Below are 12,980 nucleotides of genomic sequence, written 5' to 3' on the forward strand. Positions count from 1 at the left end.
GCGACACCACGCGCGTTCGGTCGGGGAGGGAGGATGGGAGAGGGGTCAGAGGGTGGCGGAGCGGCGGATGAAGTCGGTGATGCCCTCCGCCTCCTCCACGCGGGTCGCGGCGCCCAGGTAGGGCATGTGGCCGGTCTCGAACCAGGCGTGCTCGATCCGATCCAGCGCCTGGTCGGGCAGGGACAGGTGGGCGACCATGTCCTCGGCCGCGCCGTAGGGCGTGGCGAGGTCGTAGTAGCCGTACTCGATCCGCACCCGCAGGTGCGGGTTAGCCCGCAGCACCCGCTCGAACTTGTCGGTCACGCTGATCGGCCGACCCTCGAACTCCTTGTAGGACCAGTGCGAGATCGCGTCGGAGAAGACGGCATACGGCAGGTCGAGCTCGGAGCGCAGCTCCTCGCGCAGGTAGTGGTGGATGGCCGCGGCGAACGGGCCCATGATCATGTCGATCGAGGGGTCGGAGTCCATTCCTTCGGCGATGCCGGAATGCAGCACGCCGGTGATCCGGCCGTCGATCCGCCCGACGGTCAGCCCCTGCGAGCGCAGCAGCTCGGTGCAATAGCGCCAGTGCTCGGGCCGCAGGTCGGACCGGTCCAGATAGTCCTCCGACAGCCCGGTCAGCGCGGCCAGCTGCGTCAGCACCTCGCCCCGCTCGTCCGCGGTCAGCCGGTTGCCGCGCCCCAGCGCCCACCGGTAGCGCCCGGCCGAGAACTCCTCGGCCTCGGCGAGCACGTCCCGCAGCGACCGCCCCTCGTGCAGACCATGAAAGTGAGCGATCGCGGCATACGTGGGCAGGTAGGACAGGCAGGCCTCGTCGTGCCGCAGGTACCGGAAGTCCTGGGTGCCGAAGTCCAACACGCTGGAGATCAGAATCAGCCCGTTGAGCTGCATCCCGAAGCGGGTGAACAGCCGCTCGGCGACCGCCACCGCCCTCGTGGTGCCGTAGGACTCACCTGCCACGAACTTCGGGCTCATCCAGCGGTCCTCGCGCGTGCACCACAGCCGGATCAGCTCGGTCACCTGCTCCACGTCCTTGGCGAAGCCGTGGTAGTCCTTGGCCTTGCTCCCCTCGACCGCCCGCGACTGCCCGGTGGACATCGGGTCGATGAAGACCAGGTCCGTCTCGCGCAGCGGCGTGTGCGCGTTGTCCTCGAGCTCATAGGGCGGCGGCACCGCGGCCCCCGGCTCCCCCGCGTCGACGATCCGCGGACCGAGCACCCCCAGGTGCAGCCACACCGAGGAGGACCCGGGGCCGCCGTTGAAAACGAAGGTGATCGGTCGGGCGCGCCTGGCCGCGGCCAGCTCCTCGCCCTCTGCGTCCAGGTCCAGCGTGTATGCCGTGACCGCCAGCTCCGCGCGCGGCGTCCACCCCTCGAAGACATCGTCGGTGAAGACCTCCTCGCGCAGCACGATCCGGCCGGTGCGGGCGGTGTAGCTCAGCTCCCCGTCGACGGTGCTGAGGGTATGCCGGGTCTCCACGAGCAGGTCGCGGGGCTCGGCCTTGGTGGCGTCCTTCGAGGAGTCGGTCGTGGTGTCCGTGGCGGCGTCGGCATCGGTCATGCCCCGACAATAGGCGGGGCGGCTGACAGACCCCGACCGCGGGCCGATCACACCGTCACAGGGTCTGTCTGTGCCACTCGTTAGAGTGACCAGCGAGGGCAGTGAACCACCGCAGGACGCACGCCGAGACAGACACGACAAGAGGTGCCGATGATGGCCGAGAGCGAGACGGGGACTCTCCCTGCCGAGGCGGAGAACATCCCCGACGAGGTGGCTGCCCCCGACCACCTCGCGCTCGCTTCGGTCTTCCCCGCCGCCACCCACGAGCAGTGGGAGTCCGCGGTCCTCAAGGTGCTCAACCGTGGGCGGCCAGGGGGCCGTGAGCTCGACATCGACGCCGCCCTCGCTCGCCTACGCACCACCACCGTCGACGGCCTGCAGATCGAGCCGCTGCACGTGCCGGACGGGCGACCGCTGGGCTACCCGGGCGTGATGCCTTTCGACCGCGGCGCCACCCTGCGCACGGGTGAGATGGACGCCTGGGACGTGCGCCAGCTGCACGAGGATCCCGACCCGCACCTCGCCCGGGAGGCCGTCCGCACCGACCTCGAGCGCGGGGCCACCTCGATCTGGGTGCGCACCGGCAGCGATGCGGTCGACCCAGCCGATCTCGAGGAGGTCCTCGCGGACGTGCTCCTCGACCTCGCGCCGATCGTGGTCTCCAGCCGCGAGGACCAGGTCGCCGCGGCCCACGCCCTGCTCCAGGTATGGCGCAACCGGGCCGACCAGAGCACCGGCACCATCGCGGGCGGCAATCTGGGTCTGGACGCCCTGGCCCACGCAGCCCTCACCGGCACCGACCCTCGGGAGGCCCTGCGGGCGCAGCGCGAGCTCGTCGCCGCCGTCCGGGCGGAGTACCCGCAGGTGCGGGCGCTCACCGTCGATGCACTGCCCTGGCATGACGCGGGCGCCACCGATGTCGATGAGATCGGGCTCGCCGTCGCGGCTGGCGTGAGCCACCTGCGCGACCTCGAGGACGCCGGCATCTCCCCCACCGACGCCGCCGCCCAGCTCGAGTTCCGCGTCAGCGCCACCGCTGACCAATTCCTCACGATCGCCCGGCTGCGCGCGCTGCGCCGCGTGTGGGCGCGGATCGGTGAGGCCTGCGGCATACCTCCGGAGCACCGGGGCGCCCGCCAGCACGCGGTGACCTCGTGGCGGATGCTCTCGCGCGATGACGCCTATGTGAACGTGCTGCGCACCACCACGGCCTGCTTCGCGGCGGCGGCGGGGGGGGCGGAGTCGATCACGGTGATGCCCTTCGACACCGTCCACGGGCTGCCCAATGCCTTCTCCCGGCGGCTGGCCCGCAACGTCCAGATCGTGCTGGCCGAGGAGTCCAATATCGGTCGGGTCAACGATCCGGCAGGCGGCTCCGCCTACGTCGAGGACCTCACCGACCAGGTCGCCACGCGCGCCTGGGCCTGGTTCCAGCAGATCGAAGCGGCGGGCGGCCTCACCGAGGTGCTCGCGAGCGGCAGCAGCCTGATCACCGACCGGCTCGCCGCCAGCACCGCCGAGCGCGATCGCCGCCTGTCCGATCGTTCCGCGCCGATCACCGGCGTGAGCATGTTCCCGCAGTTGGTCGAGCCGCCGATCGAGCGGCGACCCCGGCCGGCGGCACCCGCGAGCGCCCTGCCACGGCGTCGCGACACTGAACCTTTCGAGGAGCTTCGCGACCGCTCCGCCGCCTCTGAGTCAGCGCACGGCACGCCGCCGACAGTGGTCCTGGCCGCCCTCGGCTCCCGCCGCGACCACGGCGCCCGCGAGACCTTCACCTCCAGCCTGCTCGCCGTCGCTGGCATCCACACGCGCGCCGTCGAGGTCGGCGCCACCGGCGACGAGAGCGACGACCTCGACGTGACCCCCGTCCTCGACGCGCTCCGTGAGACCGGCTCCCCGGTCGCCATCCTCTGCTCCTCCCCCGCCCGGTATGCCGCATCCCACCACGGCACACGCCTCGCCCGGGCGCTGCGCGAGGGGGGCGCCTCACAGGTGCTGGTCGCGGGGCAGCCGAGCGAGCTCACGCAGCCCGACGGAGAGGACCTCAATACCCCCGTCGTCGACGGCCACCTCGCAGCCGGGATGGACACCCTGCCCTTCCTGCGCTCCCTGCTCGACACCCTGGAGGCGGCCCGATGAGCAGCATCCCCCGGTTCGACGAGATCGAACTCGGCGACCCCCGCGCGGCCATCCCCGAGGACGCCGCTGAGCAGTTCGCGGCCCTGGCCGGCGAACCCGAGCCCTGGGAGACGCCCGAGCACATCGCGGTGCCGACCCTCTACGGGGACGAGGACCTGGCCGAGCTGGACCACCTGCACACCTACCCGGGGCTGGCGCCCTTCCTGCGCGGGCCCTACCCGACGATGTACGTCAACCAACCGTGGACGATCCGCCAGTACGCCGGGTTCTCCACCGCCGAAGAGTCCAACGCCTTCTACCGCCGCAACCTGGCCGCCGGGCAGAAGGGGCTGTCGGTCGCCTTCGACCTGGCCACCCACCGCGGCTACGACTCCGACCACCCGCGCGTCGAGGGGGACGTCGGGATGGCGGGCGTCGCGATCGACTCGATCCTGGACATGCGCCAACTCTTCGACGCGATCCCGCTGGACCAGATGTCGGTCTCGATGACCATGAACGGCGCGGTGCTGCCGATCCTGGCCCTGTATGTCGTGGCCGCCGAGGAGCAGGGGGTGGCGCCGGAGCAGCTGGCCGGGACCATCCAGAACGACATCCTCAAAGAGTTCATGGTCCGCAACACCTATATCTATCCGCCGGGACCCTCGATGCGGATCATCTCCGACATCTTCGCCTTCACCTCCCAGCGGATGCCGCGGTTCAACTCGATCTCGATCTCCGGCTATCACATCCAGGAGGCCGGGGCGACGCAGGACCTGGAGCTGGCCTACACGCTGGCCGACGGGGTGGAGTATCTGCGGGCCGGGCAGGTCGCGGGGCTGGACGTGGATGCGTTCGCGCCGCGCTTGTCCTTCTTCTGGGCGATCGGGATGAACTTCGCGATGGAGGTCGCCAAGCTGCGGGCGGCGCGCATGCTGTGGGCTCGGTTGGTGAAGGAGTTCGGGCCGAGCAACCCCAAATCGCTCTCGCTGCGGACACACTCGCAGACCTCGGGGTGGTCGCTGACGGCGCAGGACATCTACACCAACATCACGCGGACCTGCGTGGAGGCGATGGCGGCGACCCAGGGGCATACCCAGTCGTTGCACACCAACGCTCTCGACGAGGCGATCGCGCTGCCGACCGACTTCTCCGCCCGGATCGCGCGCAACACCCAGCTCTTCCTGCAGCAGGAGTCGGGGACAACGCGGGTGATTGACCCCTGGGGCGGCTCAGCGTACATCGAAAAGCTCACGCACGACCTCGCCGCGCGCGCCTGGGGCCACATCCAGGAGGTCGAGGAGGCCGGCGGGATGGCCAAGGCGATCGAGGCGGGGATCCCCAAGATGCGGGTCGAGGAGGCTGCCGCGCGCACGCAGGCCCGGATCGACGCCGGTCGGCAGCCGGTGATCGGGGTGAACAAGTACCAGGTCGACCAGGACGAGCCCTTCGAGGTGCTCAAGATCGACAACGCCTCGGTGCGCGCGAGCCAGATCGCCAAGCTGGAGCGGCTGCGGGCGGAGCGCGATGAGGAGGCGTGCCAGGAGGCGCTCCGTGCGCTGACCTGGGCGGCGCAGAACCGGGACGACACCGACCCTGAGCGCAACCTGCTCAAGCTGAGCATCGACGCCGCCCGGGCCCAGGCCTCGGTCGGTGAGATCTCCAGCGCCCTGGAGGAGGTCTTCGGCCGGTTCACCGCGCAGATCAGGACTATCGGTGGCGTGTATGCGAAGGAGGCGGGCGAGCTGTCCACGATCGAGGAGACCCGCGCGCAGGTGGAGGAGTTCGCCGAGGCCGAGGGGCGGCGGCCGCGGCTGCTCGTGGCCAAGATGGGACAGGACGGGCACGACCGGGGTCAGAAGGTGATCGCTACCGCCTTCGCCGACCTGGGGTTCGATGTCGACGTGGGCCCGCTCTTCCAGACTCCGGGCGAGGTCGCGCGGCAGGCGGTCGAGGCGGACGTGCACGTGGTCGGGGTGTCCTCGCTGGCGGCGGGCCACCTGACGCTGGTGCCGACGCTGCGGCGGGAGCTGGATGAGCTGGGACGCGAGGACATGATGATCGTGGTCGGTGGCGTGATCCCCGAGCAGGACTTCGCCTCGCTCCGGGAGGCCGGTGCGGATGCGATCTATCCGCCCGGCACGGTCATCCCGGCCGCCGCCCAGGCCCTGCTCGCCGACCTGCGCGCCCGGTTGGACGAGGCGTGATCCTGGTGACCCCGCGCCCTGCCGTCGCCGCTCCAGCTCGATGAGGCGCCCGCCGGACATCCCCCAGCTCGCCGCGCAGGTCGCGGAGGGCTCGCGGGCCGCGATCGCCCGCGCCATCACCTTGGTGGAGTCGACCCGACCCGAGCACCGCCTGCTGGCCAAGGAGTTGCTGGGTGAGTTGCGGCATACGGGGGACTCGGTGCGGGTGGGGATCACCGGGGTGCCGGGCGCTGGGAAGTCGACCCTGATCAACGCGCTCGGGCTACGGCTGATCGAGCGCGGGCATCGGGTCGCCGTGCTGGCGGTCGACCCGACGAGCTCGCGCAGCGGCGGCTCGATCCTCGGCGACCGGACGCGGATGGGCGAGCTGACCACGCACGAGGACGCTTACGTGCGGCCCTCGCCGTCCGGCCTGCACCTGGGCGGGGTCGCGCGCGCGACCCGCGAGTCGATGCTCGTGATGGAAGCCGCCGGGTATGACGTGGTGCTGGTCGAGACCGTCGGCGTCGGTCAGTCGGAGGTCGCCGTGGCGGAGATGGTGGACACCTTCCTGCTGATCACGCTCGCGCGCGCGGGCGACCAGCTGCAGGGGATCAAGCGCGGGATCCTGGAGATGGCCGACGTGATCGCGGTCAACAAGGCGGACGGGGAGTTCCTGGGGCCGGCCCGCGAGGCCGCGCGCGAGTTGACGATCGCGATGAAGCTGCTGCGTGGGGACGATCCGACCGACCGGCGGCCACCGGTGCTGACCTGCAGCGCCGCCACCGGGGACGGCCTGGACGAGCTGTGGCGCGAGGTGCTGGCCCATCGGGAACACCTCGAAGGCGAGGGCCTCAGCGCGCGGCGACGCGCCCAGCAGGTCCAGTGGCTGTGGGCGCTCGTGCGCGGTGAGCTGCTCGACCAGCTGCGCGCCTCTCCCGGGGTGCGCGCGATCCGCGATCAGGTCGAGGCCGAGGTCGGGGACAACCGCGTGAGCGCCATCGAGGGGGCCGACCGGATCCTGGCTGCCTTGCGCGAGGACGACTGAGCGCGAGGACGACTGAGCGCGAGGGCGACTGAGCGGGAGGGCGGCTGAGCGGGAGCGCGGCCTGGCGGTCGCTGACACATCGTCCCGCCGACACGCCAAACCGCACCGGCTCGGTCGTACCCGGGCACGAATGAGCCGCCTCTTCCCGGGCGTGCCGCGGGAGGAGTGGGCACGTGGGTCGGTGGGGTCGGGCCTACCCCCCTCCGGGATAGAGCCCGACGGGCGGGCGCCGCTCGGCACCACCCGCGCACGACACTCGCGTTGATCTACGGTGGTGACGTGCGAATCCTGGCGGTCCTACGCAGTCTCGAGGAGGCTGGCATCGACTACGTCGTGGTCGGCGGCGTAGCCGTCGTGCTGCGGGGACATCCACGCCTCACCGTTGATCTCGACTTGGCACTCGACCTGTCAGTGGACAACGTCACCGCTGCCCTCGACGTGCTCAAGCGCCTGGGCCTGGAGCCACGACTCCCGGTTCCGCCATCGCAGTTCGCTCATGGTCCCACCCGGGAGATGTGGGTGCGGGAGCGAAACCTCATCGCGTTCACCTTCTTCGACCCCCAGGATCCCCTGCTGGAGGTCGACCTCCTCGCCACCACACCGGTGTCCTACGAGGACCTCTCTGCTCGCGCGGATCGGCTGCTCCTCGGTGACCTTCGCGTTCCGGTCGCGGCCATCCCCGACCTGCTTGCGATGAAGGAAGGGACTGGTCGCAGCCAGGATCAAGCGGACATCGAGGTCTTGACCTCCCTCCTGGACGACCGCACCACCTCTCTGCTGGACGACCGCAACGATGGCAACCGATGACGCAGCCCACACCGAAGGACGCGTGGCAAGGCACCTCTGAGGAGCCCGCCACGATCCGATTGCGCGCCGCCAGCAGTACTCCTGAGCAGCGCTTGGCCTGGCTGGAGCAGAGCCTCGTGCTCGCCGCTTCCAGCGGCGCCCTGCATCGCGCTCGCGCACGAAAGCAGGCCGACGCCGTGGCCCGGTGGACCGGGTCGTGAGGTGATCTTCTCGACCACTCCGCAGGTGGCCTGTCGGGGGTGTGTGTTGAGATGAAGACATGACCAACCCGCTGCTCGCGCCCTCCACCCTGCCTCTCCAGCTGCCGGACTACGCCAACCTCACCGACGCCGATGTCGCGCAGGCTGTCGAGGCAGGGATGCAGCAGCAACTGGCCGCGCTCGAGGCGCTGGCCACCGACCCCGAGCCGCCCACCGTCGCGAACGTCCTGCACGCGTGGGAAACCAGCGGCGCCACCCTGGACCGCACGATGTCGACCTTCTGGGTCGCCCGCTCGGCCGACACCACCCCCGAGCGCGACGCCCTGATGGCCAAGTACGCGCCGCTCATGGCCGCCCACGACGACACCATCATGCTCGACGGGCGCCTCTACCAGCGGCTGATCGCCCTGCGGGATCGGGCCGAGGCCGGTGAGGTCGACCTCGACGAGCAGGACGCTTTCGTGCTGCAGGAGCGGATCCGGGGCTACGAGCGCTCGGGCATCCACCTGTCCGAGGATGACAAGACCCGGCTCAAGCAGATCAACTCCCAGCTCGCCAGTCTCTCCAACCACTTCGATGCGCTCCTGACCGCCGGGCGCAATGCCGCCGCGGTCCACGTCACCGACGAGGCCGAGCTCGCCGGGCTGTCCGAGGGCGACAAGGCCGGGTTGCGCGAGGCCGCCGAGGCCCGCGACCTCGACGGGTGGTTGATCCCGATCGTCAACACCACCGGCCAGCCCCTGCTGGACACCATGGACCACCGTCCCCTGCGCGAGCGTGTCTTCCGCGCCTCGGTTGACCGCGGCCTCGGCAAGGGCGAGGGCGGCGAGGAGTTCGACAGCCGCGACACCCTTGTGACCATCGCCCGCTACCGCGCCGAGCGCGCCGCGTTGCTCGGCTACGAGCACCACGCCGCCTACGCCCATGAGATCGGCTGCGCCCGCACCACCGACGCGGTCAACGACATCCTGACGCGCCTGACCCCCGGCGTCGTCGAGCTCACCAACCGGGAGGCGGCCGCTCTCGGTGAGCGTCTGCATACGCTGGACCCGGAGGCCACCTTCGAGCCCTGGGACTGGCAGTACCTCTCCAGCAAGGAGGCCGCCGAGACTTCCTTCGACACCGACCAGCTCAAGCCCTACCTCGAGTTCGAGCGGGTGCTGCGGGAGGGCGTCTTCGCCGCGGCGACCGCGCTGTACGGCATCACCTTCCACGAGCAGCCCGAGCTGGTCGGCTACACCGACGAGGCGCGCGTCTTCGAGGTCCGCGAGGAGGACGGGACGGTGCTGGGCGGCGTCGTCCTGGACGCCTACACCCGCCCGACCAAGAAGGGCGGGGCCTGGATGACCTCGATCGTCGACCAGTCCCACCTGCTCGGCGACCTCCCCCTGGTCACCAACACCTGCAATGTGCCCCCGCCCGCGGCCGGCTCACCCAGCCTGATGACCTGGGACAACGTCATCACGCTCTTCCACGAGTTCGGGCACGACCTGCACGGACTGCTCTCCAACGTGCGCTATCCCTCGCGATCGGGGACCTCGGTCCCGCGCGACTTCGTCGAGTTCCCGAGCCAGGTCAACGAGATCTGGGCCTGGGAACCGAGCCTGCTGCGCCGGTATGCCGTGCACCACGAGACCGGCGAGCCGCTGGCTGAAGAGACGATCCAGAAGCTGGTCGCCAGCCGCACCGAGAGCGGGCGCGACACCCTCGAACTGCTCGCCGCCATGCTGCTCGACCAGGCCTGGCACCAGACTCCTCTCGAGGAGCTACCGGCGTCGGGCGAGGATGTGGAGGCTTTCGAGGCGGCAGCGTTGGAGAAGGTCGGGGCGGCGCACCCGCTCGTGCCGCCGCGCTACCGCTCGGCCTACTTCCACCACATCTTCGGTGGCGGCTACGCGGCCGGCTACTACTCCTACCTGTGGTCGGAGGTGATGGACGCGGACACCGTCGCCTGGTTCCGCGAGCAGGGTGATGAGGACAACCCGTCCGGTATGACGCGTGCCGCCGGCCACCATTTCCGCACCGAGCTCCTGGGGCGGGGTGGGTCGATCGAGGCGATGGAGACCTACCGCCGCTTCCGCGGCGGCGACCCCGACGTGTCGCATCTGCTGGAGCGGCTCGGGTTGGGCGCGTAACGGCATACGGGGCGCGCCGCGCGCGCCTGGCCCCCCTGGCCCTGGTGCACCGAACGCGCAGCATGTCCCCTCAGACCGCAACCGAACGCGCGGCACGCTCCCTCAGACTGCAACCGAACGCGCTCTATGTCCCCTCAATCGGTGACCGGACGCGCAGCACGCTCCCTCAGACTGCAACCGAACGCGCCCTACGTCCCCTCAATCGGTGACCGGACGCGCGACAGGCTCCGACAGAGCATGACCGGACGCGGAGCAGCGATCGGTCAGATGCGAGGACGCTCCGGCGGGTGACCCTGGCGGGCGGTGGCTTCGGCCTGGGCCTGTTGGTGCTCGGCCTCGACGCCGACACCTGGCCTTCCCATCGCCACCACGGCGGTGCCGATGCCGATCCCCAGGAAGAGCACGCCGGCGAGCAAGGCAAGGCCCCAATCGAAGGCGAGATAGAGCACCAAGAGCGCCGCGAAGACAACCCCGCAGGCGATAACGATGGTGCGATGACGACTGGACATGGAGATCCCTCCTGTTTCCGGTGTCCTTTCCACGATACCCATGACCTGCGATTCTGCCACTCGACCACCCGAGCGCAGGCCCGCTCGACGTGGCGCCAGCATGGCGCGTCCGGCCGCCTTATGGGCGAGCACCACGCGCGTCCGGTGGAGCTCTGAGCCAACATCACGCGCGTCCGGTGGAGCTCTGAGCCAACACCACGCGCGTCCGGCCGCCTTATGGGCGAGCACCACGCGCGTCCGGTGGAGCTCTGAGCCAACACCACGCGCGTCCGGTCGCCCTGTGGGAGAGCATGACGCGCGTCCGGTCGCCCTGAAGGCCGGGGGGTCAGCCGGTGAGGTCGCGGGCGAGGCTGGCGGGCAGGTAGTCGTAGCGGACGAACTCCCGGGTGAAGCTGCCCGAGCCGTGCGAGACCGAACGCAGGTCGATCGGGTAGCGGGAGAGCTCGTGCTGCGGCACCTCCGCCCGCACGATCGTGTGTCCCTCAAGATCGGCGGGAGCAGTGCCCTGCACCTGGGCGCGGCGGCCACGCAGGTCGGCCATCACTGCTCCAACGAACTCGTCAGCCACCGTCACCTCGATGAGGTCGACCGGCTCCAGCAGCGAGACCGTCGACTCATTGGCGGCCTCGCGCAGCGCCTGGGCCGCGGCATTCTGGAAGGCCATGTCCGAGGAGTCCACCGAGTGGGCCTTGCCGTCGACGAGGGTCACGCGGACATCCACGCAGGGGTAACCCGCGAGCACACCCTCGGCGAGTTGCGTGCGCAGCCCCTTCTCCACCGACGGGATGTAGTTGCGCGGCACCGCGCCACCGACGACCTTGTCCCCGAACTCGAAGCCGGCACCTCGCTCGCGCGGCTCGATCTCAAGCTGGACGACGGCGTACTGACCGTGGCCGCCGGACTGCTTGACCAGCCGCCCCTGCACCTGGACCGGCCGCACGAAGGTCTCCCGCATCGAGGTGCGCACCGGTTCGGTGGTCACCTCCACGTGGTGGGCCTCCTGCAGCCGGGCGAGCACGTCGTCGACCTGGGCCGGGCCCATCGTCCACACCACCAGTTGGTGCGTCTCGGCGTTGCGGTCCAGGCGTAGCGTGAGGTCCTCGGAGATCAGCCGCTGCAGCGCACCGGCCAGCTTGTCCTCGTCCTTGGTCGCGGCGGCCGAGATCGCCACCGGCAGCAACGGCTCGGGCAGCAGCCAGGGCTCGACGACCCGGTTGTCTCCGGCGGCGGTGAGGGTGTCGGAGGTCTCGGCGCTGGTCAACTTGGTCACGAGCACCAGCTCGCCGGCGATCGCGGAGTCGCGCTGCGCCATACCTCCGGGCACGGGTGAGGTGAGCTGCCCGAGCCGCTCGTCGTCGACGTCATGGCCAGGGCGCCCCTCGACCTCGTGCCCGACCACCCACTCGAGGTGGCCGCTGACGTGCAGTCGGTCGTCGGCGCGCAAGGTGCCGGAGAAGATCCGGACCAGGGAGAGTCGACCGACGTAGGGGTCGGTGGTGGTGCGGATGACCTGTGCGACCAGCGGCCCATCCGGGTCGGCGGCGAGCGCGTCGGCAGGGGCGCCGTCGCGCGTCATCACGGTCGGCAGCCAGGCGCGATCGGGCGAGGGGAAGGCGTGCACGATCAGATCCATCAGCGCGGGGACACCCACGCCGGTCGGCGGGTTGACCGGCACGATCGGGAAGAAGCGGGCGGTCGCCACGGCCGTGCGCAGGTCGGCGCGCAGGCCGTCCAGTTCGAGTTCCTCACCCGAGAGGTAGCGGTCGAGCAGGCCTTCGTCCTCGGAGGTCTCGATGATCGCCTCGATCAGGCTGCCCCGGTGCTCCTCGACGCGGGCGGACTCTTCCTCGGTCAGCGCGCGCTGCTCGCCGGAGGCGTCGTGACCGACCTGCTCGAGCAGGTCGAGAACGCCGGTCAGGTGCTGGCCGTCCAGGACCGGCAGACCGATCGGCACGGCCTCGCCGAAGACCCGACCGCACTCGGCGACGACCTGGTCCCAGTCGGCGCGGGCCAGCTCGAGCTGGGTGACCGCGACCGCGCGCGGGATGCCGACGGCGGCGCACTCGCGCCAGAGCATCCGCGTCGCCTCATCGATCCCGGAGCCGGCCGCGACGACAAAGAGCACCGCGTCGGCGGCCCGCAGACCAGCGCGCACATCCCCGACGAAGTCCGGCCGCCCAGGGGTGTCGACGAGGGTGACCGCGGTGTTGGTGGCCTCGTGGTGGGCCGTCACGACACCCAACTGGGTGGAGGCCTCCTCGGCCTCCTTGACGTGCCCGAGCTGACCGGTGGCCAGCTGCTCGATGAGCGCGCTCTTGCCCGTCCCCTGCGGTCCGACCAGGACCACGCTGCGGATCTCGGCTGTGCTCGCGGGGGCGGTGAACGTGGCGGCGTTGCGGTTCATGCACCCAATCTAG

General features: G+C 70.6%; 9 protein-coding genes. 6 read left to right on the forward strand and 3 right to left on the reverse strand.

All coding sequences use genetic code 11. The features are described 5' to 3' along the window. Positions 1-45 precede the first annotated feature (45 nt). Positions 46-1,560 (reverse strand): S10 family peptidase, encoded by a 1,515-nt coding sequence (locus ACQBAT_RS14465; RefSeq protein WP_420747878.1) that lies wholly within the window; start codon positions 1,558-1,560, stop codon positions 46-48. 153 nt (positions 1,561-1,713) lie between these two features. On the opposite strand from ACQBAT_RS14465, the gene ACQBAT_RS14470 reads away from it, so the two are divergent. The 6 genes from ACQBAT_RS14470 to ACQBAT_RS14495 all read left to right on the forward strand — a co-directional run bounded on the left by ACQBAT_RS14470 (position 1,714) and on the right by ACQBAT_RS14495 (position 10,054). Continuing rightward, positions 1,714-3,702, forward strand: coding sequence for a methylmalonyl-CoA mutase family protein (locus tag ACQBAT_RS14470; RefSeq protein ID WP_420747877.1), 1,989 nt, complete (start codon positions 1,714-1,716; stop codon positions 3,700-3,702). Beyond that, positions 3,699-5,885: a methylmalonyl-CoA mutase gene (gene scpA, locus ACQBAT_RS14475; protein WP_420747876.1), complete on the forward strand. Its 2,187-nt coding sequence runs from the start codon at positions 3,699-3,701 to the stop codon at positions 5,883-5,885. Before ACQBAT_RS14470 ends, scpA begins: the two co-directional genes overlap by 4 nt. 40 nt (positions 5,886-5,925) lie before the next feature. Beyond that, positions 5,926-6,912: a methylmalonyl Co-A mutase-associated GTPase MeaB gene (gene meaB, locus ACQBAT_RS14480; RefSeq protein ID WP_420747875.1), complete on the forward strand. Its 987-nt coding sequence runs from the start codon at positions 5,926-5,928 to the stop codon at positions 6,910-6,912. Positions 6,913-7,191: 279 nt separating this feature from the next. Beyond that, positions 7,192-7,719: a nucleotidyl transferase AbiEii/AbiGii toxin family protein gene (locus ACQBAT_RS14485; protein ID WP_420747874.1), complete on the forward strand. Its 528-nt coding sequence runs from the start codon at positions 7,192-7,194 to the stop codon at positions 7,717-7,719. Beyond that, the gene (locus ACQBAT_RS14490; protein ID WP_420747873.1) at positions 7,716-7,919 is read left to right on the forward strand and encodes a hypothetical protein; all 204 of its coding nucleotides are present in this window, start codon (positions 7,716-7,718) and stop codon (positions 7,917-7,919) included. Before ACQBAT_RS14485 ends, ACQBAT_RS14490 begins: the two co-directional genes overlap by 4 nt. A gap of 59 nt (positions 7,920-7,978) precedes the next feature. Continuing rightward, positions 7,979-10,054 (forward strand): M3 family metallopeptidase, encoded by a 2,076-nt coding sequence (locus ACQBAT_RS14495; RefSeq protein ID WP_420747872.1) that lies wholly within the window; start codon positions 7,979-7,981, stop codon positions 10,052-10,054. A 263-nt stretch (positions 10,055-10,317) separates the two neighbouring features. Here ACQBAT_RS14495 and ACQBAT_RS14500 read toward each other — a convergent pair whose 3' ends face one another. Next, entirely contained in the window at positions 10,318-10,605 is a 288-nt protein-coding gene (locus ACQBAT_RS14500; protein ID WP_420747871.1) for a hypothetical protein, read from the reverse strand. A 283-nt stretch (positions 10,606-10,888) separates the two neighbouring features. Further along, positions 10,889-12,967, reverse strand: a complete 2,079-nt coding sequence (locus ACQBAT_RS14505) for an elongation factor G (RefSeq protein ID WP_420747870.1) — start codon at positions 12,965-12,967, stop codon at positions 10,889-10,891. Positions 12,968-12,980: the final 13 nt, after the last annotated feature.

The organism is Ornithinimicrobium pulveris (genome assembly GCF_050261105.1).
GTDB lineage: Bacteria > Actinomycetota > Actinomycetes > Actinomycetales > Dermatophilaceae > Ornithinicoccus.